General features: G+C 62.6%; 24 protein-coding genes and 1 tRNA gene. 15 read left to right on the top strand and 10 right to left on the bottom strand.

The window, feature by feature from the left end:
- Positions 1 to 18: 18 nt before the first annotated feature.
- Complete coding sequence (locus ACIP1G_RS17240) at positions 19 to 1,089, top strand: AI-2E family transporter (protein WP_400739096.1); 1,071 nt, start codon at positions 19 to 21, stop codon at positions 1,087 to 1,089.
- A gap of 118 nt (positions 1,090 to 1,207) precedes the next feature.
- Here the strand turns inward: ACIP1G_RS17240 and ACIP1G_RS17235 are convergent, their stop codons facing one another.
- The gene (locus tag ACIP1G_RS17235; protein WP_400739093.1) at positions 1,208 to 1,681 is read right to left on the bottom strand and encodes a peroxiredoxin; all 474 of its coding nucleotides are present in this window, start codon (positions 1,679 to 1,681) and stop codon (positions 1,208 to 1,210) included.
- A gap of 11 nt (positions 1,682 to 1,692) precedes the next feature.
- On the bottom strand, positions 1,693 to 2,253 hold the full coding sequence (locus ACIP1G_RS17230; RefSeq protein ID WP_003254741.1) for a glycine cleavage system protein R: 561 nt from the start codon (positions 2,251 to 2,253) through the stop codon (positions 1,693 to 1,695).
- 259 nt (positions 2,254 to 2,512) lie between these two features.
- Between ACIP1G_RS17230 and dapA the strand changes: the two genes are divergently transcribed.
- The 5 genes from dapA (at position 2,513) to ACIP1G_RS17205 (ending at position 6,218) form a co-directional block, all read left to right on the top strand.
- Positions 2,513 to 3,400, top strand: coding sequence for a 4-hydroxy-tetrahydrodipicolinate synthase (dapA, locus tag ACIP1G_RS17225; RefSeq protein WP_400739090.1), 888 nt, complete (start codon positions 2,513 to 2,515; stop codon positions 3,398 to 3,400).
- A gap of 15 nt (positions 3,401 to 3,415) precedes the next feature.
- Positions 3,416 to 4,537 (top strand): outer membrane protein assembly factor BamC, encoded by a 1,122-nt coding sequence (gene bamC, locus ACIP1G_RS17220; RefSeq protein WP_400739087.1) that lies wholly within the window; start codon positions 3,416 to 3,418, stop codon positions 4,535 to 4,537.
- Positions 4,538 to 5,296 (top strand): MBL fold metallo-hydrolase, encoded by a 759-nt coding sequence (locus ACIP1G_RS17215; RefSeq protein WP_400739084.1) that lies wholly within the window; start codon positions 4,538 to 4,540, stop codon positions 5,294 to 5,296.
- 30 nt (positions 5,297 to 5,326) lie between these two features.
- Positions 5,327 to 6,037: a phosphoribosylaminoimidazolesuccinocarboxamide synthase gene (gene purC, locus ACIP1G_RS17210; protein WP_011535129.1), complete on the top strand. Its 711-nt coding sequence runs from the start codon at positions 5,327 to 5,329 to the stop codon at positions 6,035 to 6,037.
- Positions 6,038 to 6,128: 91 nt separating this feature from the next.
- Positions 6,129 to 6,218, top strand: a tRNA-Ser gene (locus tag ACIP1G_RS17205).
- Positions 6,219 to 6,437: 219 nt separating this feature from the next.
- Here the strand turns inward: ACIP1G_RS17205 and ACIP1G_RS17200 are convergent.
- Entirely contained in the window at positions 6,438 to 6,710 is a 273-nt protein-coding gene (locus ACIP1G_RS17200) for a DUF3077 domain-containing protein (RefSeq protein WP_400739082.1), read from the bottom strand.
- A 121-nt stretch (positions 6,711 to 6,831) separates the two neighbouring features.
- Positions 6,832 to 7,095, bottom strand: a complete 264-nt coding sequence (locus ACIP1G_RS17195) for a hypothetical protein (RefSeq protein WP_400739079.1) — start codon at positions 7,093 to 7,095, stop codon at positions 6,832 to 6,834.
- Positions 7,096 to 7,516: 421 nt separating this feature from the next.
- Between ACIP1G_RS17195 and ACIP1G_RS17190 the strand changes: the two genes are divergently transcribed.
- The 4 genes from ACIP1G_RS17190 (at position 7,517) to ACIP1G_RS17175 (ending at position 13,175) form a co-directional block, all read left to right on the top strand.
- Positions 7,517 to 8,680 (top strand): ATP-binding protein, encoded by a 1,164-nt coding sequence (locus tag ACIP1G_RS17190; protein ID WP_400739076.1) that lies wholly within the window; start codon positions 7,517 to 7,519, stop codon positions 8,678 to 8,680.
- Between the two features lie 523 nt (positions 8,681 to 9,203).
- Positions 9,204 to 10,061, top strand: a complete 858-nt coding sequence (locus tag ACIP1G_RS17185; protein ID WP_400739073.1) for an SH3 domain-containing protein — start codon at positions 9,204 to 9,206, stop codon at positions 10,059 to 10,061.
- Positions 10,062 to 10,069: 8 nt separating this feature from the next.
- Positions 10,070 to 11,956 carry a hypothetical protein gene (locus tag ACIP1G_RS17180; RefSeq protein WP_400739070.1) on the top strand — a complete coding sequence of 629 codons (1,887 nt, stop codon included), beginning with the start codon at positions 10,070 to 10,072 and terminating at the stop codon, positions 11,954 to 11,956.
- A gap of 10 nt (positions 11,957 to 11,966) precedes the next feature.
- Positions 11,967 to 13,175, top strand: a complete 1,209-nt coding sequence (locus tag ACIP1G_RS17175) for a hypothetical protein (protein WP_400739068.1) — start codon at positions 11,967 to 11,969, stop codon at positions 13,173 to 13,175.
- A gap of 201 nt (positions 13,176 to 13,376) precedes the next feature.
- Here ACIP1G_RS17175 and ACIP1G_RS17170 read toward each other — a convergent pair whose 3' ends face one another.
- Positions 13,377 to 13,994 carry a LysE family transporter gene (locus ACIP1G_RS17170; RefSeq protein ID WP_400739065.1) on the bottom strand — a complete coding sequence of 206 codons (618 nt, stop codon included), beginning with the start codon at positions 13,992 to 13,994 and terminating at the stop codon, positions 13,377 to 13,379.
- A 190-nt stretch (positions 13,995 to 14,184) separates the two neighbouring features.
- On the opposite strand from ACIP1G_RS17170, the gene ACIP1G_RS17165 reads away from it, so the two are divergent.
- On the top strand, positions 14,185 to 14,376 hold the full coding sequence (locus tag ACIP1G_RS17165) for a YhfL family protein (protein WP_003254720.1): 192 nt from the start codon (positions 14,185 to 14,187) through the stop codon (positions 14,374 to 14,376).
- Positions 14,377 to 14,464: 88 nt separating this feature from the next.
- Here the strand turns inward: ACIP1G_RS17165 and ACIP1G_RS17160 are convergent, their stop codons facing one another.
- Positions 14,465 to 15,334, bottom strand: a complete 870-nt coding sequence (locus ACIP1G_RS17160) for a LysR family transcriptional regulator (RefSeq protein WP_400739062.1) — start codon at positions 15,332 to 15,334, stop codon at positions 14,465 to 14,467.
- A gap of 89 nt (positions 15,335 to 15,423) precedes the next feature.
- Positions 15,424 to 16,476 carry a proline racemase family protein gene (locus ACIP1G_RS17155; protein ID WP_400739059.1) on the bottom strand — a complete coding sequence of 351 codons (1,053 nt, stop codon included), beginning with the start codon at positions 16,474 to 16,476 and terminating at the stop codon, positions 15,424 to 15,426.
- 462 nt (positions 16,477 to 16,938) lie between these two features.
- Between ACIP1G_RS17155 and mqo the strand changes: the two genes are divergently transcribed.
- The 3 genes from mqo (at position 16,939) to ACIP1G_RS17140 (ending at position 20,091) form a co-directional block, all read left to right on the top strand.
- Positions 16,939 to 18,576, top strand: a complete 1,638-nt coding sequence (gene mqo / locus ACIP1G_RS17150) for a malate dehydrogenase (quinone) (RefSeq protein ID WP_400739056.1) — start codon at positions 16,939 to 16,941, stop codon at positions 18,574 to 18,576.
- A gap of 259 nt (positions 18,577 to 18,835) precedes the next feature.
- The gene (locus ACIP1G_RS17145; RefSeq protein WP_400739053.1) at positions 18,836 to 19,474 is read left to right on the top strand and encodes a hypothetical protein; all 639 of its coding nucleotides are present in this window, start codon (positions 18,836 to 18,838) and stop codon (positions 19,472 to 19,474) included.
- Positions 19,474 to 20,091 (top strand): helix-turn-helix transcriptional regulator, encoded by a 618-nt coding sequence (locus ACIP1G_RS17140; protein ID WP_400739050.1) that lies wholly within the window; start codon positions 19,474 to 19,476, stop codon positions 20,089 to 20,091. The genes ACIP1G_RS17145 and ACIP1G_RS17140 overlap by 1 nt, the downstream gene beginning before the upstream one ends.
- 115 nt (positions 20,092 to 20,206) lie before the next feature.
- Here ACIP1G_RS17140 and ACIP1G_RS17135 read toward each other — a convergent pair whose 3' ends face one another.
- Entirely contained in the window at positions 20,207 to 20,542 is a 336-nt protein-coding gene (locus ACIP1G_RS17135) for an ArsR/SmtB family transcription factor (RefSeq protein WP_400739047.1), read from the bottom strand.
- Positions 20,543 to 20,591: 49 nt separating this feature from the next.
- On the opposite strand from ACIP1G_RS17135, the gene xenA reads away from it, so the two are divergent.
- Complete coding sequence (gene xenA, locus ACIP1G_RS17130) at positions 20,592 to 21,683, top strand: xenobiotic reductase XenA (protein ID WP_400739044.1); 1,092 nt, start codon at positions 20,592 to 20,594, stop codon at positions 21,681 to 21,683.
- Between the two features lie 195 nt (positions 21,684 to 21,878).
- Here xenA and ACIP1G_RS17125 read toward each other — a convergent pair whose 3' ends face one another.
- Both ACIP1G_RS17125 and ACIP1G_RS17120 read right to left on the bottom strand, forming a co-directional pair.
- Entirely contained in the window at positions 21,879 to 23,126 is a 1,248-nt protein-coding gene (locus ACIP1G_RS17125; RefSeq protein WP_400739041.1) for an NAD(P)/FAD-dependent oxidoreductase, read from the bottom strand.
- 2 nt (positions 23,127 to 23,128) lie between these two features.
- Positions 23,129 to 24,706, bottom strand: coding sequence for an aldehyde dehydrogenase (NADP(+)) (locus ACIP1G_RS17120; protein WP_400739039.1), 1,578 nt, complete (start codon positions 24,704 to 24,706; stop codon positions 23,129 to 23,131).
- Between the last annotated feature and the right edge of the window lie 259 nt (positions 24,707 to 24,965).

Here is a 24,965-nt window from a genome sequence, read left to right as displayed (position 1 = left end):
CTTTTCCAAGGATCGTCAATGTTCAAAGTGCTTCGCGACTGGATGCAGCGCTACTTCTCCGATGAAGAAGCAGTGGTGCTGGCGGTCCTTCTGTTTCTGGCCTTTACCGCAGTGCTCACCCTGGGTGGAATGCTTGCGCCGGTGCTGGCGGGCATGGTGCTGGCGTTTTTGATGCAGGGCCTGGTCAACGCCCTGGAGCGTGTGCGTGTACCGACGCGGCTGGCGGTGATGCTGGTGTTCGCCCTGTTCATGGGCGCGCTGGCGGTGTTCATGCTGGTGCTGGTGCCGCTGCTGTGGCACCAGCTGATCACCCTGTTCAACGAGTTGCCAGGCATGCTCGGCAAGTGGCAGTCGCTGTTGCTGCTGCTGCCCGAGCGTTACCCGCACCTGGTGTCGGACGAGCAGGTGCTGCATGCCATCGAATCGGTGCGCGGTGAAATCGGCAAGTTCGGCCAATGGGCGCTGACCTTCTCGCTGTCCAGCCTGCCGCTGCTGGTCAATGCCATGATCTACCTGGTGCTGGTGCCGATCCTGGTGTTCTTCTTTCTCAAGGACCGCGAACTGATCGGCCGTTGGGTCAGTGGCTACCTGCCACGCCAGCGCACCCTGCTGAACCGGGTTGGCAACGAGATGAACCGGCAGATTGCCAACTACATCCGTGGCAAGGGTATCGAGATCCTGATCTGCGGCATTGCCACCTACATTGCCTTCATCAGCCTGGGGCTCAACTATGCCGCGCTGCTGGCGCTGTTGGTGGGGCTGTCGGTGGTGGTGCCCTATGTGGGCGCAGTGGTGGTGACCGTGCCGGTGACCCTGATTGCGCTGTTCCAGTGGGGCTGGGGTGACCAGTTCATCTACCTGATGACGGTGTACGCGATCATCCAGGCGCTGGACGGCAACGTGCTGGTGCCGCTGCTGTTCTCCGAAGCGGTGAGCCTGCACCCGGTGGCGATCATTTGCGCGGTGTTGCTGTTTGGCGGGTTGTGGGGGTTCTGGGGGATCTTCTTTGCCATCCCGCTGGCGACCTTGATCAAGGCTGTGCTGGATGCCTGGCCGCGGCAGGAGCCTAGTGTTTCGCCGATGCTTTGATGTAATTGGGGCCGCTCTGCGGCCCTTCGCGGGTAAACCCGCTCCTACAAGGGAAACGCGATCCCCTGTGTAGGAGCGGGTTTACCCGCGAAGGGCCGCAAAGCGGCCCCAATCAATCTCAAATCTTGTTCAAAGCCTGAGCAGCCGCCAATACGGCATCCACATGCCCCGGCACCTTCACCCCACGCCATTCCTGGCGCAGCACACCGTCCTTGTCGATCAGGAAGGTGCTGCGGTCAACGCCCATGTATTCCTTGCCATACAGCTTCTTCAGCTTGATCACGTCGAACAGCTGGCACAGGGCCTCGTCCTTGTCGCTGATCAGCTCGAACGGGAAGCCTTGCTTGGCCTTGAAGTTCTCGTGCGACTTGATGCCGTCACGCGATACACCGAACACCACGGTATTGGCCGCGGCAAAGGCGTCGTGCTGGTCACGGAAACCCTGGCCTTCGGTGGTGCAGCCCGGGGTGCTGTCCTTCGGGTAGAAGTACACCACTACTTGCTGGCCCTTGAGCTCGGCCAGGCTGACGGTTTGCCCGCTGGTGGCCTGGGCCTGGAAGTCGGCAACAGGTTGGTCGAGTGCTACAGCCATGGTCGGTTTCCTTACATTGGGTTCTGTGGACGCCATGGCTCGATCAGCGCATCGAGGTTCAGGGCATCGGCAAAGTCCAGGAACTGGTCACGCAGCCAGCTGATCTGGGTGCCGGCCGGCAAAATCACGGTGAACTGGGCGTTGAGCATGCTGCTGCCGGTTTGCGGCGCCAGGTAGGTGTCGCAGGTCATGGCTTCCAGCTCGACGCGGTGGTCGAGGAAGAATTGGCACAGCTCGTTGATGATGTCCGGGCGATAGGCGGCGCTGACGTAGGCCACATAAGGCAGGGCCTGCGGGCGCACTTCCTGGTCGGCGCTGCGCACCACGTCGAGGGTCAGGCCGTGCTTCTTGCCCAGGCCCGGCAGGGTAGATTCAAGGCGCGCCAAGGCGTCCCAGCTGCCGCCCACTTGCAGCACCAGGGCGCTGGTCTCGCCGTGGCGGCTCAGGCGCGAAGTGACCACCGCGCAGCGGTTTTCGAACGCAGCGCGGCTGAGGACGTTGGCCAGTTCCATGGGGTTCGGGCCCAGGGCACTGATGACAAGGAATTGTTCGCGGACGGTGGGGGTGGACATGCAGCATTCCTAAAGCGATGAGCGGTCGGCACAGGACGGGCGAAAGCCTCCTGTCGGCAGGGCCCGGGGCTCGCATGCGAGGTCTTGGACGCTGGCGGGGAGCAAGGTCGACGGCCCGGCGGGCCGCGCTGCACCGATCAAAGCATCAAGGGTAGCGAAATAAGGCGCCGAGGGGAATGCTCCGCCCGCCTGCTTCGCTTGTGCAAGGCCGATGCCCCCAGTACCATTACCGCTCTCTTTTTCCGGCAGGAGCAGTTACATGATTGCGGGCAGTATGGTGGCATTGGTCACACCCATGGATGCACAAGGGCGTGTTGACTGGGGCAGCCTCGACAAACTTGTAGACTTCCACCTGCAAAACGGTACCCACGCGATCGTCGCTGTCGGCACCACCGGTGAGTCCGCCACGCTGGATGTCGAAGAACACATCCTGGTCATCAAGCATGTGGTCGAGCGCGTCAAGCGCAGCGCCAACCCGATTCCGGTCATCGCCGGCACCGGTGCCAACTCCACCGCCGAAGCGGTGCACCTGACGCAAAACGCCAAAAATGCCGGCGCCGATGCCTGCCTTCTGGTTGTGCCGTACTACAACAAGCCGACGCAAGAAGGCCTGTACCAGCACTTCAAGCACATTGCCGAAGCCGTAGACATCCCGCAGATCCTTTACAACGTTCCCGGCCGCACCTCCTGCGACATGCAGGCCGAGACCGTGATCCGGCTGTCGACCGTGCCAAACATCATCGGCATCAAGGAAGCCACTGGTGACCTGGCCCGCGCCAAGGCCATCCTCGATGGCGTCAGCAGCGACTTCATCGTCATGTCCGGTGACGACCCGACTGCCGTCGAGCTGATTCTGATGGGCGGCAAAGGCAACATCTCCGTCACCGCCAACGTCGCCCCGCGCGAAATGGCCGATCTGTGCGAGGCCGCCCTTGCGGGCAATGCCGAGAAGGCCCGCGCAATCAACGAAAAACTCATGCCGCTGCACAAAGACCTGTTCTGCGAAGCCAACCCGATCCCGGTGAAATGGGCGCTGGTCGAAATGGGCCTGATGCAAAAAGGCATTCGCCTGCCACTGACCTGGCTGAGCGAAGGCTGCCACGACAAAGTCCGTACTGCCTTGCGCCAGTCCGGCGTACTGGTTTAAGAGGAAGTACACCGCATGAAGCGACTGGCTGGTCTTTCCGCCCTTGCCCTGATTATCTCCAGCACCAGCGGGTGTGGTTGGCTGTGGGGCGAGGATGGCTATTTCCGCGACCGCGGCAGCGATTACCTGCAGGCGCACCCGACCGCGCCGATGCAATTGCCGCCGGACGCCAGCAGCGTCAAGCGCCTTGACCCGCTGCTGCCGATCCCGCGTAACGTCGCCGACGACACTGCCACCGGCGAGTTCGAAGTGCCGCGCCCGCAACCGCTGACCGGCGGCGCCGCCCAGGTTACCGATTACACCCTGCAGCGCAGCGGCAGCAGCCGTTGGGTGCTGGCTCAGCATTCGCCAGCCGAAGTGTGGCCGGTGGCCCGCCAGTTCTTCGAGGACAACGGCTTCCGCATTGCTGAAGAGCGCCCGCAGACCGGCGAATTCAACACCACCTGGCAGCGTTTCGACGAACTGTCGGCATCGCTCGGCCAGCGCCTGGCCAGCACTGCCAGCAGCGCTGACAGCGAAGTGCGCGTACGTGTGCGCATGGAGCCTGGTGTGCAGCGCAACACCTCCGAGGTGTACGTGGTCAGCGTCGAGCGCCCGGCCGGCAGCACTGCCGAGCCTGCGTTCCCGTCCTCGTCCGCCAACACCGGCGCCGATGCCCTGCTGGTCGATGAAATGCTTGCCAGCATGAACCGCAGCGCCGAGAAGGGCGGTTCGGTGTCGCTGCTGGCCGCGCGCGATTTCGACGCGCCAAGCCGCGTCAGCCTCAGCGAAGACGGCAGCGGCAACCCGGTACTGTACCTGGGTGCCGACCTGGATCGCGCCTGGTCCAGTGTGGGCCGTGCCCTGGAGCAGGGTGGCGAGTGGCGTGTCGAGGACATCAACCGCAGCCTGGGCCTGTACTACATCAACCTGTCCGAAAAGCCTGACGACAAGCAGAACGAGCCTGGCATCTTCAGCCGCATGTTCGGCAGCGAACCGAGCAAGGAAGAGCGTGAAGCCCGTGCCGAGCGCTACCAGGTGCGCCTGAGCAAGGTGGGTGAGAGCGTGCAGGTCACGGTCGAGAAGAACATCAACACCGTGGCTCCGGCCGATGTCGCCCGCCGCGTGCTGAGCGCCATTCAGGACCACCTGGGCTAAGTGCGCTTCGCGGTACTCGGAAGCGGCAGCCAAGGGAACGGCACGCTGATCGCCAGTGGTGACACGTTCATCCTGGTCGATTGCGGGTTTTCCCTGCGCGAAACCGAGCGGCGCCTGGCGCTGCTCGGTGTCTCGGCGGCCCAGCTCAGTGCGGTACTGGTCACCCACGAACATGCCGACCACGTGCATGGCGTAGGCTTGCTGTCACGGCGCTACAATGTACCGGTCTACCTCAGCCAAGGGACCTTGCGCGGCATGCGCAAGCCGGTGGAGGTGGCCGGTTTTCTCGCTTGTGGCGACAGCCTGCGTATCGGCAGCCTGGAAGTAACAGCGGCGCGGGTCGAGCATGATGCCTACGAGCCGTTGCAGTACGTGCTCAGTGACGGCCAGCGACGCTTTGGCATGCTCACCGACCTGGGCTCGTACGACGCGCTGCTGCTGGAGCGTTACCAGGGCCTGGATGCACTGCTGATCGAGGCCAACCACTGCCGCGACCTGCTGGCTCGCGGTCACTACCCGGTGTTCTTGAAGCAGCGGGTAGGTGGCATGCAAGGGCATTTGAACAATCACCAGGCCGCGCGCCTGGTACACGAGTTGGGCTGGAGCAACCTGCAACATCTGGTGCTGGCCCACCTCAGCAGCAAGAACAACCTGCCACACTTGGCCCGCCAGTGCTTCGTCGACACCCTTGGGTGCGACCCGGACTGGCTCCAGGTGGCGAATCAGGAACACGGGCTCGACTGGCGCGAAATCGCCTAGCCCAACACCTCAAGCAAGCGGAGCCCAATCATGGAAAAACGCGACGAACTCTACCGCGGCAAGGCCAAATCGGTTTACAAGACCGATGACGCCGACCGCTTGATCCTGCTGTTCCGTAACGACACTTCGGCGTTCGACGGCAAGCGCATCGAACAACTCGACCGCAAAGGCATGGTGAACAACAAGTTCAACGCCTTCATCATGCAAAAGCTGGAAGAAGCCGGCGTGCCGACCCAGTTCGACAAGCTGCTGGGCGACAACGAGTGCCTGGTGAAGAAGCTGGACATGATCCCGGTCGAATGCGTAGTGCGTAACTACGCCGCCGGCAGCCTGGTCAAGCGCCTGGGCGTGGAGGAGGGCATCAAGCTGGAGCCGTCCACCTTCGAGCTGTTCCTGAAGAACGACGAGAAGGGCGACCCCTTCATCAACGAATCCCACGTTGTCGCGTTCGGCTGGGGCACCGCCGAGCAGCTGGTGGAAATGAAGAAGCTGTCGCTGAAGGTCAACGAAGTGCTGAGCAAGCTGTTCGATGACGCTGGCCTGCTGCTGGTCGACTTCAAGCTGGAGTTCGGCGTGTTCCACGGCCAGATCGTGCTGGGCGACGAGTTCAGCCCGGACGGCTGCCGCCTGTGGGACAAAGAGACCCGCAAGAAGATGGACAAAGACCGCTTCCGCCAGGGCCTGGGCGACGTGATCGAAGCCTACGAAGAAGTTGCCAAGCGCCTGGGCGTGCCGCTGTAAGCGGCGCGTTCACGCAAGCGCCTGATACCACGCGATTTTTTTTAAAAAAAGGTTTGCCTTTTAAAAGAACGCTGGTATGATGCGCGGCATTGGAGAGATGCCGGAGTGGTCGAACGGGACGGATTCGAAATCCGTTGTACTGGCAACAGTACCTAGGGTTCAAATCCCTATCTCTCCGCCATACAAGATGAAGCCCCGCAGATTAACGTCTGCGGGGCTTTTTCGTTTTGGGTTGGAAGGTGTTCGGCGCGATTCTTTTGTCGTCGGCGAGATCGAGCGCCGCCCGCGCGGCGCTCGATGTACGCATCACATCAAAGCCTGAGACAGGCACTTATCAGCCCTTGCCCTATCCCAAGGCGATCAAATCGCCGGCCCTATCTCAATTTCCACATCAAACCACTCATTTTCTCATCATCCCCAGTTCAGCATCATCCAGCAGCGCCTTGGCCATCGCGCTGAGGTAATGCGAGGCCCAGATCAGTTTCTGGTCGCCTTCCATCAGGCCGGTGATGATCAGGTCGCGCACGTAGCCCATCAGTTCGGAGGCCTGTTCGCGGGCGTCCTGGCAGGGGATGCCGGGTTCGATGCGGAACAGCGGGTGGGTGTTGTTTTCGCCTTGGTAGAAGCAGGTTTTGCCGACGGTGGTGGGTTCTTTGGTGTTGTCGGTGGGCATTGTTTTTATCTCCCTGGAATCTTGGTTGTCTGGGCTGGCCTCTTCGCGGGTAAACCCGCTCCTACAAAGAACGCGCCGTCCTGTTGTAGGAGCGGGTTCACCCGCGAAGAGGCCGCGCCTGCTAATGCAAGGTGTACGGCTCAGCCGGTAAATGCGGCCGCATCTGCAATTGCATCAATGCCGACTCGACCAGGCCCTGTACCGCCTCCATCTCATGGATCACGGCCTGCATCACGATCGAGCTGTGGGCAGTGGGTTTGAGCTGCACCGATTGGCGGGCCACGGACAGGGCGCAGAGTACGTACTCTGAGGACTGGACCAGGGTGTCTTGCAACACTTGGGTGGAATCGAGGGAGTATGGTGGATCGGGGACCATCTTGCGCATACACATCTCCAGGATCATTGGAGCTGCCGCCAGCTTGCTGTCAAACAAGAGGGTGGCAGCTGTACATGGGTTGACAGACCGAGGATCCCGGAGCAACTCGGCGCACACGGAGGTGCCCCACGTACAGCCGCCATAAACAGTGCACGTGTGCGGGAAAATTGTCGGCCTGTCAAAGCCGGCCGTTGATTTTGCAACGACAAGCCGAGACTAGAGCGCGACATAACCCGTCGCAAGCGCTTAAGCGGTTTGGCAGTATGTTTGGGAAATGGCCTACACGGAAGGGGATGATTCTGAGTTTTTGCTGTAGGACGGGCAGGCTCGCCGGGCGGAAAATGCTGAACGCTAGCGAAATCTACTAATAGATAGCGAAAATCGCTAGACTTCCCTATCTATTGCTATAACCGTTGCCTGGAGGTAGCCCATGGACCCGTACCGTAACCCTTTCGCCCCCGGCGCCGGCAGCAGGCCGCCCGAGCTGGCAGGGCGCGACACGGTGCTTGAGCACGCCCGTGTCTCCTGTGGCCGGGCAATCAACGGGCGCAGTGCGCGCTCAATGATGCTGCTCGGCTTGCGCGGCACCGGCAAGACGGTGCTGTTGAACGAAGTGGGAAAAATTGCCGAACAGGCAGGCCTGCTGGTTTCCAAGGTCGAGTCGCCGGAAGAGGAAAGCCTAGCCCGTCTGCTTTACCCGGAAATGCGCAAGGTCATGCGCTCGCTGTCCACCGTGGAAGCCGCCAAGCAGATTGCAAACCGGGGCCTCAAAGGCCTGCGCGGGTTTGCTTCCATCTTCAAGATCGATATTGCAGGGGTGGAAGTTGGCGTAGAGCCGGAGCCAGGGCTTGCCGACAGTGGCAACCTGCAATACGACCTGCCAGACCTGTTCAATGTGATCGGGCGGGCCGCCAAGGCCGCTGGCAAGGGCTGGATTTTGCTGATCGACGAAGTCCAGTACCTGAGTGAAGCCGACCTCAGGGCGTTGATCGTCGCCATGCACCGCATGTCGCAAGAAGGCCTGCCGATACTGCTTGTGGGTGCCGGGCTGCCCCAGGTCGCGCGCTTGGCAGGGGAGGCGAAGTCATACGCCGAGCGGCTGTTTCTCTATCCCGAAATCAATGCACTGGATGCCGAAGCTGCGGCCCAGGCGGTGCTCAAGCCGATTGTGGAAGAAGAGGCATCCATTGCAGAGGCCGCATTAAACGAGATTGTCGTGCGAACGAAGGGCTATCCGTTCTTTCTGCAGGAGTGGGCTTCTACTGCCTGGAACTACGCAGAAGGACCAGAGATATCGTTGGACGATGTCGTTCAGTCTTACTCGGAAACCCTGGCTTTGCTGGATGCGGGCTTCTTCAGGGTGCGTATCGACCAACTGACCCCAAGCGAAGTGCTTTTCGTCAGGGCCATGTCCGGCCTCGGCGATGGGCCATACGCGGTGGGTGACATCGCCAAGGCAATGGGGCGCACTCAGTCGTCATTGGGGCCTATCAGGGCCAAGGTCATTGCCAAGGGAATGGCCTACAGCACCGATCATGGTGTGCTGGATTTCACTGTGCCGCTCTTTGCAGAGTTCATGCGCCGCCAGAGTTGAGCTCTGGGGCGCGCTCCGTGAGTCGGCATATCGTAATCTCCCCAGGCTCAGGAAAACGCGACGCTTATTGTAGGAGCGGCCTTGTGTCGCGACAGGGCTGCGCAGCAGCCCCAGCAATATCTGCAGCGCTGCAGATGCCCGGGGCTGCTTTGCAGCCCTATCGCGACTCAAGGCCGCTCCTACAGGGATGGCGAAGGGTCAGGGTAGGGCGGTTTCTCGCAACATTTTGTCTTGAACTGTCAATGGCACCTTGCGCTACAATGCAGGCCTCTAATACGCCACTCACGCCCAGGCCATACGCCGTAATGATTACGCGCGCTGGGCGATGAACTCTTCCTGACATGGATTCGTTGGATGCTCTGCGCCGTACTGGTCTCCCCCTGCGCCTCTCGCTGGACGGCTGAATTGTCGTCTGCGGCCAGTGCTGCACCCTCTCTGAAAACCCCGCACAACTTCGCATTCTGCCGCCAGTTACTGGCTGCGGTACGCGGCTGTGCGCCCCACCGAAAATGGAGTGCTCCACTTGCGTAAGAAATTCGTCGCGTCCCTTCTGGCGGTCGCCATCGCCTCTACCACGGCCTGTGCACAGCTCGGGATCAGCAAAGAGCAAGCGGGCACCGTGATCGGTGGCCTGGCCGGTGTGGCCATCGGCTCGACCATGGGCAGTGGCAACGGCAAGATCGCCGCAGCCTTGATCGCAGGTGGCATCGGTGCCTATGTCGGCAACCGCATCGGCCACATGCTCGATGAGAAGGACCAGCAGGCCCTGGCGCTACGCACCCAGGAAGTGCTGAGCCAGCAGACCACCGCCAGCACCCAGCCAGTGACCTGGAAGTCCGACCACTCCGGCGCCACTGCGCAGATCGTGCCGGGCAAGGAATACACCAAGACCAAGCAAGTCGAGGTAAAGCGCGCGCCGAAGATCCAGGCCGTGCCGTCGATGAAGCTGATCAACGAGCCGTACGTGACCGTCAGCGACAACCTCAACGTGCGCGCTGCACCTAACCAGAGCGGCGAGAAGGTCGGCAGCCTGAAGAACCACACCGAGTTCACCGCCGTGGGCTCTACCGGTGACTGGATTTTGGTTGGCCGCAAGGGTGTAACCGTGGGCTATGTACATAAGAACTACGTCGAGCCCAAGGCTCTGGCCGTGGCCAAGCGCGTGACCCCGGCCATCAACCTGGACGAGCTGGACGTTGCCGCCAGCAAGGAAACCCAAGGCTTTGACCTGGACTCGGTGCAGTCGCTGCCAACCCAGACAGTCGCTGCCGAAGCTGCCTGCCGCCCGGTCACTGTCAGCCTGAAATCGCAAAGCGGCCAGACCGAACAAGAGCAGAACACCTTCTGCAAACAAGCCAACGGCACTTGGGAACTGATCTGAGGAATACCATGAAAAAGCACGCGCTCGCGCTGGCTGTGATCGGCGCTTGTGGTCTGGTACCGCAGGCGTTCGCCCACGAGCTGGCCTTCTCGAAGAAGGACAATATCAAGGTCGAAGTGCCTGGGGACGCCACCAGTTGGTGTAAACCCGAGGTCGAGATGACCATCACCCGCCCTGCCTGGGACAACCAGGACATGCTGTCGGGCCTGCTGACCAAGCTGCCGTTCGTATTCGCCAAGGACTGTTCGACCGCCAAGGTGAGCTGGAAGGCGGTGGATGCCAAGGGCAACCTGTACGCCAGCGGCTCGGGCAATGCCGGCAACCTGGGCCTGGTGACCCTGGCCGCTGCGCCAGCCGCACCAGCCGCAACTGCTCCTGCGCCGGCTGCAGCTGCTGCACCCGCACCGGCACCTGCACAGCCAGAAGCACCAGCTGCTGCTCCAGCCCCAACCCCTGCCGCTGAGCCGGCCCCAGCCGTAGTTGAAGCCGCACCCGCGAAAGCAGAAGTTGCCCCGGCTCCAGCGCCTGCGCCAGCGGTAGCTGCGGAGCCAGCACCTGCACCCGCCGCCGAGGCCCCCGTAGCAGCGCCTGTGGTACCGCCCGTCCCGGCACCTGCCGCAGCAGTAGCCGCTGCCCCCACTGCGGACTTCGGCCGCTCCGTAGTGCTGGAAAACCGCAACCTGATGCAGGTAACGGACGGCGCCGGCTGCAAATGGGTACTCAGCAGGTCGATCATCGGCGATGGCGACACCCTGTCGTTCGGCACCACCCCGGCCATGCCATGCCCGGCGTCCGGCTTTGGCGAAGGCAGCTTCGAAAAAATCAGCTGGAAGGCCGTGGGCACCTACCGTGGCGATAACTGGAACCGTGTCTACGCACACCCGAGCGGCTTGATCTTCACCAAGAATCTTGAGCCTGCGGTGAAGAACAAGGCGGTGTCCTACCTGACTGCGCAAGCGGACCAGGCCGCGTTCCTGGTTGGCGAAATTCCCGGCCGGCAAATGAAGGTGTACCTGACCTTCAGCCGTGGCAGCTACGGCGTGCTGCGCCCGTTCGGCAGTGACCCTTACTACGTGGCGGTCACCCAGGACGAGTCGTTCGCCCTGGACGCGAGCAAGTACAAGGAAGCTGCGCTGGAAATCTTCGACCTGATAAAGACCACCTCGCCGACCACCACCGATGTGGCCACCTTGTTCATCGTCAAAGACCTTTCGGCGATTTCCAACAACATCTGGGGCAACGACGCGCAGAAGATCACCCGCAACCGCATCGGCATCAACCGCCAAGGCCTGTTCTTCGATGTGCGCGATGGCGCCAACTGGGCGGTTCAGCGTGAACAGCAGCGTGTGCGTGAGCAGCGTCAGCGCCAACAGGAGCTGGCCCGCGTGCACACCCGCGTACTGGAGCGTTACCAGCAGCTGCAGGACGGCATGAGCGACTTCAAGGGGCGCGAAACCGAAGCCCTGGCGCAAATGGCCGGCATCAAGGTGCGCTTCGCTTCGCCACTGGCACAGCAAGACCCTTCGACCTCGGCCAGCGTGGCACCGATGATGGTGCACGTTACCGGCAAGCAGGGTGATTTCTACACCATCGATTTCCCGAGCAAAGGCCGCCTGGTGGCGGACGAGGAATACAGCGAAGGCTGGTACGTGACCCAGGTGGCCAACGCCACGCCGTACTACCCGCTGGCCGATGGCCGCGCCGTGCCTACCTACCGTGCCTACAGCGCGGGTGAGCCCGAGGCGTGCAAGCAGGACCACTGTGCCGACCGCGTGTCGTTTGGCGCCGTGCTGGCCAGGGAATTCCCCAACGCCGGCATCGATTTCAGCTGGACCCCCGAGGTCTCCCAACAGTTCGTGAACGACTGGAACAACGCTTCCGCCATGGTCCAGTGAGGCAAACACCATGATCAAACAGATGAACAAAAAGCAGCTGCTGATTGGCGGTGTTGCGGCGGCCGTGCTGGTGCTCGGCGGTGGTTACGCGATGGTTTCCAGCTCGGGCAAGAAGGCTGCGCTGGCCTACTACGACGACTTCAAGGAGCGCTACTTCCTGGAGGACGTACTGTCTGAAGGCGACATTTCCTACTCGGCGTTCTCCGGCAACCTGACGGTGGCCGACCCGGAAGTCCGCGTGGCGGTAGCAGAGACCAATGGCGCCCAGCAGTTCATGCGCGGCCTCATGGGCCTGGTGGAATCCTCACGCGGTGGTTCGGCTGAAGAAGGCCTGGCGGGTTGGGCCAAGTACCAGCTCAACGTCAGCCGCAACGTTGCCGGGGTGTACCTGAAGGCTGATGCGCTGAAGCTGGCCCACGACGGTGATGCCAAGGATGGCAGCATTCACATCCAGCTCAATGGCATGCAGATGGCCAACCCTTACGTTGCCAGCAAGGGTGCCGAGGTGGTGCTGGTGGCTGATGTCAGCGATGAAATCCAGCCGCGTGCCGAACTGGCCGCCAATGGCCGGGCCACCCAGTCGAACTTCGGCTGGGGTGCCAACCTGGCGGTGCGTCAGCCCGTTACCGGCGCGTTCCTGGTCAGCAGCACCGGTGATTTTGGCACCACGGTCGACCTGGACTTCACCATCAAGCGTTCCAGTGACGGTGAAGGCTCGATGGAGTTCGTGGTCACCCACCGCAACGACGGCTCCAAGGTGGGCGAGATTGTGCGCAAGGCCGACTTCCAGTCGTTGCCGGAGCTCGACGATGTCGAAACCCAGCTCAAGAGTGCCTTGAGCGCCATGCTGATCGGGGCGTACAGCCCGTCTACCGGTCAGGCGGTATTGGCTGAGGCGGTAAGCGCTTTTGCCCGCAAGGCCAAGGTGGAGAACTACACCGTAAGCTACAGCGGCTTCAAATCACTGAAAGAGGCTTACAGCACTTACCAGCAGAATGTACCGAAGGCGAAGTTTGCTGCCTTCTGCGAAGAGGTTGGGCTGTCGTCGTGGAGCAGTGATTTCGGCGCCAAGGGCAAGAACCACAGCGACTCGGAATGCGCCATCGGGCAGAAGCTGGTTGAAGATGGCAAGTTCGAAGAGCAGTACACCTTCAAGGAAGGCAAAAGCCTGTTTGCAGCGTTGTTCGTGAGCAAGGCGTATCAGCTGGAAACCAATTGATTGGTTGATGGCTGATTGAACAAGCCCCCGGGAACCTTGAGTTGCCGGGGGCTTTTCAATTATTGGTGTCAGGTTTTCACCGGCCCTGTAGGAGCAGCCTTGTGCTGCGAAGAGGCCCTGACCGGCAACACATGTCTGCTGGCCTTGCTGGCCCTTTCGCAGCACAAGGCTGCTCCTACAGGGACCGTGCAGATCCAGGGGTTAGCGCATGGCCGCTAGCTTGATGCCAAAACCCACCAGGCAAGCCCCCGCCAGCCGCTCGAACATATTGGTAATCCGAGGGTTGGCGCGCATGCGTTCGGCCAACCGGTGAGTCAGCACCACGGCAATCAACCCGTACAGGAACGTCACCACCGCCACCGTCGCAGCCATGAAGCCGAAGGTCACCAGCCCTTGGTGCTTCACCGGGTCGATGAACAGCGGGAAGAACGCCATGTAGAACATGATCGCCTTGGGGTTGAGCAGGGTGATCAGCATGGTCTGGCGCAAGTACTGGCCATTGTCCATGCGGCTGGCCCGCGGCGCGTCACCGGGTTTGCTCATCAGCATGCGCAGGCCCAGGTAGGCCAGGTACGCGGCGCCGGCCCATTGCACGATGTGGAAGGCCGCAGGGTAGGTGGCGAGCAAGGTGGCGACGCCGGCTACCGCCAGCCACAACAGTACCTGGTCACCCACGATCACCCCGAAGGTCGCGGCCAGGCCAGCCTTGATGCCGCCCTTGCCGGTGGCGGTGATCAAAGCGAAATTGCCCGGGCCGGGGATGGCCAGCAGAATGATGAAGGCGATGACGAATGCGCCGTAGTCGGTGACGCCGAGCATGGTGGGCTCCTGTTGGGCGGTACGAAGGCAGTGCACCCAACTATCGTCGCCAGCTGCGAGCTTTACAACCTGTTGTTGCACAATTGCAAAGAATCCATGCCATGCATGACTTGGATCCAATGCCTGGGTCCGGTATCATCCCGCCGCCATCAGATGATGGCCGAAGATGATTCATTTAAAGGACTTAGTAATGAAAAAGCTGTTCAAGGCCACCGTAGCCGTTGCTGTTGTTTCGGGTGTTGCCCTGCTGTCGGGTTGCACTGGCCAGGTCTACAACCAACCAAAAAACTGCACCTACGACTACCTGTTCCACCCTTCGGTTTCCATCTCCAAGATCATCGGTGGCTGCGGCCCAATCGATAAACTGCCTCAGCAGCAGTAATCTTGGCGGTACCCTGATCGCGACGCTTGCGGCGTGATCCAAGGCCCCCGGTCATGTACATGGCCGGGGGTTTTTGTTTGTGGGCGCTTCAGCTGAAAGTCTTGCCCTGGGCATAGAAGGGGATGGCCTTTAGCCCCTCCACGGCCTTCAGCGTTTCGATCGAGCGCTCACGCAGGGTGGAGAACGCCAGGTAGGTGCGCACGCTCAGTTCGGGTGCACCGGCCACGCTGTGCAGGCGCCCGTCGGCCAGCAGGTCCTTGACCATGAACTGCGAGAAGTACGCCGAGCCACCGTGCTTGAGGATGTACTCCAGTGCGATGGTTTCCTGGGTGATGGACAGCCGATGACGCCGCGCGCCGGGGAACGCTTCGTTGTGCTGCTCGCTGAACGAGCGCCCCCAGCTGATGTACACGTACCCCTCGCCGTGCCCTGCGAACACTGTGTCGGCCTGGGTCGAAACCAGTTGCAACGGCTCTTCGAGGAATGGCTCAAGGACCACGTCCGGCCAGTGATGCGGTTCGTAGAGAATCGCCACATCCAGCAAGCCTTCACGCAGTTCGTTCATCAGCAGGATCGAGTAATCCGACTGCACCTGGGTGGCGACCCTTGGCTGGTGCTGCTCCATCCAGGCGATCCAGTCGGCGGTGATGTTGCCCCAGTGGTTCATCGGCAGGCCGAGGCTGACCGTGGTGCGCACGTCGGTGGGCAGGGCCACGTCGTGCTGGGCGCGTTCCCAGGTGCTGATTACCGACACCGCATGGCGGTAGAACAGGTTGCCACCGGAGGTCAGCGTCACGCCGTGTCGGCTGCGGCTGAAAAGCGGGCGGTTGAGGCGGTTTTCCAGGGCCTTGATACGGGCGCTGACCGATGACTGGGTGATGTGCAGGCGCTCGGCGGCCTTGTGGAAGCTACCGGTGGCGGCCACTTCGATGAAGGCCCGCAAGTGCTCGATGTTCATGGCGTGCGACCGTCGTTCTGGTGGGGAAGTAAAGGGCGAGCCAGGGGGCCCGGCTCGCCGATACTAGCGCATTGAACGCGGCCTGGGGCTCAGGCCCAGATATCGCCGATGGTGAAGCCTTCCGGGAACGGGTCGTCGTGGTCGAGCACGAAGGTGTTCAGGCCGTAGATCCAGCTTTTGCCGGTAATGGTCGGCACCACGGCCTTGTTCCCGCCGATGCTGGTTTCGTCGATCAGGCGGCCGGTATAGATGTTGCCGAGCAGGCCCTGATGGCGGAAGTCCTGGTGCAACGGCAGCTCGCCCTTGGAGTGCAGGGTGGCCATCTTCGCCGAGGTGCCGGTGCCGCATGGGCAGCGGTCGAGGGCGCCGGTCCAGGTGGCTGGGTCATCCCACGAAAACTCGCCGGAGGCCATGGTCACAGCGTTCTTCCAGTCGGCGTTTGGGTCTTCGCTGGGGCCGGACAACTGCGAGATGGTGATGCCGATACCCGGGTAGTCAGGGTGCGCCACGGGCAGTTGCTCGATGGCGGCCTGGCGGATCATCGACGACACCCGGGCGATTTCGCCGCCGTGCTGCGGGATCAGCTGCAGGCCTTTGAACTGGCGCACGTCGGCGATCACGTAGAACATGCCACCCCAGCCCACGTCCACGCGCACCTTGCCCAGGTGCGGCACGTCGATTTCGGCATCGATGTGCGCGGCGAACGCTGGCACGTTCTGGAAGGTGACGGCCTTGACCTTGCCGTTTTCGCATTGCGCCTTGATGCGGATCAGTCCGGCCGGGGCCTCCAGCACCAGTTCGGTGAGTGGCTCTTTCATCGGCAGCATGCCCATTTCCAGCAGCACGGTGACTACCGAGATGGTGTTGCCGCCAGACATCACCGGGTACTCGATCTGCTCCATGATGATGTAACCGGCGTCGGCTTCGGGGTGGCTGGGCGGGACGATGATGTTGCAGCAGTGCGCCGGGTAGCCGCGCGGTTCGCGCAGCATCAGCTTGCGCAGCTGGTCGTCGTTGGCCTCGAGCCATTTCATCTTGGCATGCACGCTGTCGCCGGGGATGTGCGGCACGCCGCCGGTGATCACGCGCATGGGGGTGCCGGCATGGGTGTCGACGGCGTGGATGGTGCGTTTGAATGACATGCAGGCGGCCCTTTATTGTGCTGTTGAAGTGGGGTCTTGGGCCGCAGGATAAAGCGCTTGGGCGGGGCTGTAAGGCGAATAATTCCGATCGGGTGATCGGTTTTTTGAATGGCATTCGCGCTGGCCTGTGCCGGCCTCTTCGCGGGTAAACCCGCTCCCACAGGTACCGCACAGCTCCTGAGCTAGTGCAGTACCTGTGGGAGCGGGTTTACCCGCGAAGAGGCCGGCACAAGCCTGAGACAACCCGCCGCGTTGACCCTGGCCCACCAATTTGTTTGTGCTGGCATTTAAGATACAATCGGAAAAACGATTCAGCCTTGTCGGTCAATTCGACAAAAGGCCGAGTCGTTTTCTGGTTCTCTGGCTGCTGAACAATGATCAACAACAAGCCTGCGCTGAAGAACATGGAATACCTGGGCCAGCCACAGGCCCTCCCTCCGTTCTCCTGACTGGAATTGATCAATGTTCAAGAAAGCTGGCAAGACCTTGCTGGGTCTGGCTGTCGCTGCAAGCTTTATGCAAGCGCACGCCACAGAAACCAAAAAAGTAGATGTGCTGCTGGTCGGCGGCGGCATCATGAGCTCCACCTTGGCCGTGTGGCTGCACGAGCTGGAGCCAAGCTGGTCGATGGAAATGGTCGAGCGCCTGGACGGCGTGGCCGAAGAAAGCTCCAACGGCTGGAACAACGCCGGTACCGGCCACTCGGCACTGGCCGAGCTGAACTACACCCCGGAAGACAAAGACGGCAACGTCAATATCGCCAAGGCCATCGAAATCAACGAAGCCTTCCAGATTTCCCGCCAGTTCTGGTCGTGGCAGGTACGCCAGGGCGTGCTGAAGAACCCGCACTCGTTCATCAACACCACCCCGCACATGAGCTTCGTGTGGGGCGATGACAACATCAAGTTCCTCAAGAAGCGTTACGACGCGCTGCAGGCCAGCCCGCTGTTCCGCCCGATGCAGTACTCCGAGGACCACGCGCAGATCGCCAAGTGGGTCCCGCTGATGATGGAAGGCCGCGACCCGAACCAGAAGCTGGCCGTGACCTGGACGCCAATCGGCACCGACGTCAACTTCGGCGAGATCACCCGCCAGTTCGTTGGCCACCTGCAGACCCAGGACAAGTTCGACCTGAAACTGTCCAGCGAAGTGCAGGACATTACCCGCAACAAGGACGGCTCCTGGCACGTCGAGTACAAGAACCTGAAGGACGGTACCGAATCGGCCACCGACGCCAAGTTCCTGTTCATCGGTGCCGGCGGCGGCGCGCTGAAGCTGCTGCAGAAGTCGGGCATTCCTGAAGCCAAGGAATACGCAGGCTTCCCGGTGGGCGGCTCGTTCCTGGTGACCGAGAACCCGACCGTGGCCATGCAGCACATGGCCAAGGCCTACGGCATTGCTTCGACCGGTGCGCCACCCATGTCGGTACCGCACCTGGACACCCGCGTGCTGGACGGCAAGCGCGTGATCCTGTTTGGCCCGTTCGCCACCTTCTCGACCAAGTTCCTGAAGAACGGCTCGTACCTGGACCTGTTGGGCAGCACCACGATGCACAACGTGTGGCCGATGACCAAGGTCGGTATCGAGCAGTACCCGCTGGTCGAATACCTCGCTGGCCAGCTGATGCTGTCTGACGACGACCGCTTCGAAGCCCTGCGCACCTACTTCCCGAATGCCAAGAAGGAAGACTGGAAACTGTGGCAGGCTGGTCAACGCGTGCAGATCATCAAGCGTGATGCCGAGAAGGGCGGCGTGCTGAAGTTGGGCACTGAAGTGGTGGCCTCCGAAGACCGTACCATTGCCGGCCTGCTGGGGGCATCGCCAGGTGCTTCGACCGCTGCGCCGATCATGCTGAACGTGCTGGAAACCGTGTTCAAGGAGAAAGTCGCTACCCCAGAGTGGCAGGCCAAGATCAAGGAAATCGTGCCGAGCTACGGTACCAAGCTGAACGACTCGGCAGCGGCCACCCAGAAAGAGTGGAACTACACCGCTGAAGTGCTGCAGCTGGAGAAGCCACCGGTGATCGACGCCAGCGTTGATTTTGGTGGCGCGGTTAGCCAGCCGGTTGAAAGCAAGCCTGAGAACGACATGGCGCTGTAAGCGGCCATTGTTGTGAAAGAAGCCACGGGGGTGACCTCGTGGCTTTTTTTTTGCCTGTTCGGGCCTATTCGCGGGTGAACCCGCTCCTACACGGGTAGCGACAAACCCGAGGGCAGTGTTGCCTGTGTAGGAGCGGGTTTACCCGCGAAGAGGCCGGCACAGGAAACCACTGATCGGAAACCTGCTTGGCAATCAATAAAAACATATTTTGATGCTTAAATTAATATTGTCAGTCGATCCCCTCCAGGAGGGTGCCGCCATGAACATCAAGATTGCCGCCTTACTGCTGCTCGCCCTGTGCGCCCAGCCGGCATGGAGCCAGAGCTATTCCTCCTCAGCCCCCGCCGCCAAACCCGCTGAATCCGGCGCGATAACCACGCGCATGGCCCTGCGCGACCTGTGGGTCGAGCATATCTTCTGGGTTCGCAACTACGCTGTCGCCAACCAGGCCGGTAATGCCAAGCAGGCCGAAGTCGCCGCCAAGGAAGTGGTTACCGATGCTACCAAGATCGCCAACAGTATCGCCCCGTTGTACGGCCAGCCCGCCGCCGACCAGTTGCTGAAACTGCTGGCTGGCCACTGGGGCGCCATCAAGCACTACAGCGATGCCACCGTGGGCAAGGACAAGAAAGGCCAGCAAGCTGCCGTCGATGAGCTGACCAGCAATGCCAAGGCGATCGCCGCGTTCCTGGCCAAAGCCAACCCGAACCTGCCCGAACCCACCCTGCTGACGCTGCTCAGCGCCCATGGCGGCCACCATGTGGCGCAGATCGACCAGCTGGCGGCCGGTGACTATGCCGGCGAGGCGCGTACCTGGGCGATGATGCGCGAGCACATTCTGACCCTGTCCGACGCCTTGGCCGCGGCGCTGGTCAAACAGTTCCCGGACAAGTTCTGATGCTCGAAGGCCTGGGCCGTACCCAACAGGACCTGCTCCATGCGTTGCTGCACCAGCCGGCCGGCATGAGCATCGATGACCTGGCGCAGGCCCTGGCCATCACCCGCACCGCGGTGCGCCAGCACCTGGCCGCGCTGGAGCGCGACGGCCTGGTCAAGCGCGGTGCCACCCGGCCCACTGGGCGACGCCCGGAGCAGTTGCACGAACTGACCGAACGCGCCCGCGAGCTGTTCCCCCGCCAATACCCGCTGCTGGCCAACCTGCTGATCGGTGAAGTGGCGGGCGTACTGGGGCATGAGGCGTTGTTGGCGCTGATGCGCCAGTTGGGGCGCAAGCTGGCGGCGGATCTTGAGCACGAGGTGGTGGATGAAGCACGCATTGTCGAGCACATGAACAATGCCGGCTACGAAGCGCAGGTGTTCTTCCGTTCGACGGGGGAGCCGCAGATCGTCGCGCACAATTGCGTGTTTCATCACCTGGCCAAGGCGCACCCGGTGGTGTGCGAGCTTGATCTGGCGCTGATCGGGGCGTTGGGCGGGGCCGAGGTCAGCCATGAGGAATGCATGCTCAGGGGCGGGCAGGTGTGCCGGTTTGCCTTGGGCAAGAAAGAGGATTGATATTACCTGTGCCGGCCTCTTCGCGGGTGAACCCACAGGATAACCACTGTCCTGACGACCTGTGCGACACCCTGTGGGAGCGGGTTTACCCGCGAAGAGGTCGCTGCAGGAAAAATCAGTTCTGCCGCAAAATGCACTCCAGTAACCCCGGAAACCGCTCATCCAGCATCTCGCTGCGCAGCGAATTCATATGGGTCGTCCCCACATTACGGGTATGCACCAGCCCCGCGTCACGCAATACGCGGAAGTGGTGGGACATGCTCGACTTCGGCCGGCCGCCGTCCAGCTCGCCGCAGCTGGCTTCGGCCACGCCTGCAAGGTGGCGCACGATGCCCATGCGCACAGGGTCGCTAAGGGCGTAGAGCAGACGCTCCAACACTAGGTCTTCAGAATTGGGATGAGTATAGGCTCGCATACCCGACATGATACCGGGGCTTTTCATTATTGCCATAGTTCGATTATGATCGAACTATCGTATTCAGATAGCTCTGGAGTTCCTCATGTCCGCCTTGTTCGAACCGTACACCCTCAAGGACGTCACCCTGCGCAACCGCATCGCCATTCCGCCGATGTGCCAGTACATGGCCGAGGACGGCATGATCAACGACTGGCACCATGTGCATTTGGCCGGCCTGGCCCGCGGCGGTGCTGGCCTGCTGGTGGTCGAAGCCACTGCCGTGGCACCGGAAGGGCGCATTACCCCCGGTTGCGCCGGTATCTGGAGCGATGCCCACGCCCAGGCCTTCGTGCCGGTGGTGCAGGCGATCAAGGCCGCCGGCTCCGTGCCGGGCATCCAGATTGCCCACGCCGGCCGTAAAGCCAGCGCCAACCGCCCGTGGGAAGGTGACGATCACATTGCCGCCGATGACGCTCGCGGCTGGGAAACCATCGCCCCGTCGGCCATTGCCTTTGGCGCGCACCTGCCGCAGGTGCCGCGTGCGATGACCCTGGACGACATTGCCCGGGTCAAGCAGGACTTCGTCGATGCCGCCCGCCGTGCGCGGGATGCCGGCTTCGAGTGGATCGAGCTGCACTTCGCCCACGGCTACCTGGGCCAGAGCTTCTTCTCCGAGCACTCAAACAAGCGTACCGACGCCTACGGTGGCAGCTTCGACAACCGCAGCCGCTTCCTGCTGGAAACCCTGGCCGCCGTGCGTGAAGTGTGGCCGGAGAACCTGCCGCTGACCGCGCGTTTTGGCGTGCTGGAATACGATGGCCGCGACGAGCAGACCCTGGAAGAGTCGATCGAACTGGCGCGCCGCTTCAAGGCCGGTGGCCTTGACCTGCTGAGCGTGAGTGTCGGCTTCACCATCCCGGACACCAATATCCCGTGGGGCCCGGCGTTCATGGGGCCGATTGCCGAGCGCGTGCGCCGTGAGGCGAAACTGCCGGTGACCTCGGCGTGGGGTTTTGGTACGCCACAGCTGGCGGAAGCGGCATTGCAGGCCAACCAGCTGGACCTGGTGTCGGTAGGGCGTGCGCATCTGGCTGACCCGCACTGGGCGTACTTTGCGGCCAAGGAGCTGGGGGTGGAGAAAGCCTCCTGGACCTTGCCAGCGCCGTATGCGCACTGGCTTGAGCGTTACCGCTGAGGCGTAGAGGGGCTGCTTTGCAGCCCATTCGCGGCGGTTCGACGCATCGATGAACCCGCTCCTACACCGGAATGTGCACGCCTGTTGTAGGAGAGGGGTTTACCCGCGAAGAGGCCAGCAAGGTTAAAACCGATAACCCAGGGATATGCACGCCCCTTGTAGGAGCGGGTTCACCCGCGAATGGGCCGGCACAGGCTAAAACCGATCCAACCGGTAAGCCGACATCTCAGCCCCACCGGCCTGCTCAGCCAACCGCCCCACCCATTCCGCCGTCACCGCCGCCTGGGTCAACCCCAGGTGCTGATGCCCGAACGCCAACAGCACCCGCCCATCACACACCCGGTCGATCACCGGCAACGAATCCGGCAACGAAGGCCGGAACCCCATCCACGGCGTCGCCCCTTCAACACTCAAATCCCGCCGGAACAAACTTTTGCTCAACCGGTGCAACTGCCACGCCCGCTGCATGCTCGGCGGCGCATCCAGCCCGGCGAATTCCACCGTACCGGCCAGCCGCAAGCCATCGGCCATGGGTGTCATGATGAACTTGCGCTCCAGCGAGGTGACCGCAAACGGCAAGCGCTGGTGCTCGCCAGGCAGCATCAGGTGATAGCCGCGCTCAGTATCCAGCGGCACCCGTTTACCGGTCAGCGCGCGGGTCAGCCGCGCCGAATGCGCACCACAGCTGATCAGCACCTGGCGGGCATTGAGCGTTCCCTGGTCGCTGGCCAGGCGGACCCCGCCACTGTGCAAGTGGCCACCCACAACCTGTGCCTGGACGAAACGCACGCCACTGGCCTTGGCCGCTTCGAACAACTCGCAAACCACCCGGTACGGGTCGATGAAGTGCCCGGTCTTCGGGAAAAACAGCCCGCCAAGCAATGACGGGTTCAGCTGTGGCGCTGCTTCGCGTACAGAGTCCGCCGACCAGAAATCCACCGGCACCGCCTGCTGTTGCATGCGTGCACGCAGGGCCTCCAGTGCCTGCCGTGATTCTGGCCGTTCGAACACCAGCAACGAGCCATCCTCCTGGAACAGTTCACTGCGCCCGATTGAGCCCAGCAGCCGTTGCCAGGCACCCAGGCTGCCTTCGTTCAGCGTGCGGATGCCGGCCACGCTGCGCTGGAACGGCGCCGGCCGCAGGTTGAGCAGCAGCCGGGTGAACCACGGCATGGCCTTGGGCAGGTACTTCCAGTCCAGGCGCAGCGGGCCCATCGGGTCCAGCAACATGCGTGGCAGGCGCTTGAGAATCGACAGGTCGGCAATCGGGAACACCTGTTCGGTGGCCAGATGCCCTGCATTGCCGTAGGACGCGCCCTGGCCGGGGGCCTGGCGGTCGACCAGCATCACCCGACGGCCCTGGCGGGCCAGTTGAAGGGCGCAGGCGACGCCGACGATGCCGGCGCCAACCACGGCGATATCGGTTTCAGCAGTTTCGACCATGCTCAGCCTTCCCGTTTACCGTCAAGCAGGCGCCGCAGCTGCAGCGGGTTGCCGTGCTGCAACGCCTGCGGCAGCAGAGCGTCGGGGAAGTCCTGGTAACACACCGGGCGCAGGAAACGCAGGATCGCCGCCGTGCCCACCGAGGTGCTGCGGGCATCGGAGGTAGCCGGGAACGGCCCGCCATGCACCATCGCATCGCACACTTCGACGCCGGTCGGCCAACCATTGACCAGAATGCGCCCGGCCTTGCGCTCAAGGGTCGGCAGCAGGGCGCGGGCGCTGTCGATGTCGGCTTCGTCCAGTTGCAGGGTGGCGGTCAGCTGGCCCTCAAGGTGCTCGGCCACCTGGCGTACCTGCTCATCGCTGGCGCAGGCCACCACCAGCGATGCTGCACCAAACACCTCGGCCTGCAAGGCCGGGTCGGCAAGGAAGGCTTCGGCCTGGGTCACGAACAGCTGCGCCTGGCACTGGTTGGGGCCTTGCCCGGCCAAGCCGCTGGCGGCGGTCTGGGTATTGACGTTTTCCGCCAGGGCACCGATACCGGCCTGATAGGCGCTGAAGATGCCCGGGGTGAGCATGGTTTGCGCAGCGGCCTGCTGCACGTGCCCGCTGGCGGCCATGATGAAGCGCTGCAACGCTGGCCCTTGGCGGGCGATGACCAGGCCGGGGTTGGTGCAGAACTGGCCGGCGCCTTGGGTCAGCGAGGTGACGAAGCCTTGTGCCAGCGTCTCGGCACGGGCCTGCAGGGCGGCGTCGAACAGGAATACCGGGTTGATCGAACTCATTTCCGCGTATACCGGGATTGGCTCCGGGCGCGCCTGGGCGGCCTGGCACAGCGCCACGCCACCGCTGCGTGAACCGGTAAAACCAACCGCCTTGATGCGCGGGTCGCTGACCAGCGCGATGCCCACTTCGCGGCCAGAGCCGTACAGCAGCGAGAACACGCCGGCCGGCAAGCCGCATTGCTTCACGGCCTGGGCCACCGCATGGCCGACCAATTCGCTGGTGCCAGGGTGGGCGCTGTGGGCCTTGACCACCACCGGGCAGCCGGCGGCCAATGCCGAAGCGGTGTCGCCACCGGCCACCGAGAAGGCCAAGGGGAAGTTGCTGGCACCAAACACGGCCACTGGGCCCAGCGCTACCTGGCGCTGGCGCAGGTCGGCGCGGGGCAGTGGTTGGCGCTCGGGCAGGGCGTTGTCGACGCGCACGTCCAGCCATTCGCCGGCCCGCACTACGCGGGCGAAGGTGCGCAGCTGGGTGCAGGTACGGCCGCGCTCGCCTTGGATGCGCGCCTGGGGCAAACCGGTTTCGGCCACGGCGCGGTCGATCAGCGCATCGCCGAGTGCTTCAATTTCCGTGGCGATGGTTTCGAGAAAGTGTGCCCGTTGTTCGAGCGAGGTTTCGCGGTAGGCATCGAACGCGGCCCAGGCCAGGGCGCAGGCCTGGGCCACATGTTCGCCGGTGCCGCCGAGGTAGGCCGGTTCCAGCGCCTGGCCGGTGGCCGGGTTGACGGCGTGGATCGCTGCGCGGCTGCCGGTTACCGGCGTCTGGCCGATCAGCAGGTTGCCTGTCAGGGTCATGGAGCCTCCTTGGGAAATCAGATACGGGTATCAATGGAGACCGCTTCCCCTGTAGGAGCGGGTTTACCCGCGAAGCAGGCGACTCGGTGCCTGGCACCGGCTTTGCCGGTGTTCGCGGGTGAACCCGCTCCCACAGGGGGCTGCGGTTCGGCCTTGGGTCAGGTGATCAGGCCAGGTTCTGCTCGGCCGACCAGCTGGCGTACCAGCTGCGGAACAGCGCGTACTGCTGCTCGGCATAGTTGCGCTGGGCATCAGTCAG

This window comes from Pseudomonas sp. NPDC089392, assembly GCF_044749595.1.
Classification (GTDB): Bacteria; Pseudomonadota; Gammaproteobacteria; order Pseudomonadales; family Pseudomonadaceae; genus Aquipseudomonas.
Note: the sequence above shows the minus strand (reverse complement) of the source record. Positions and strands in the feature narration are given on the sequence as shown.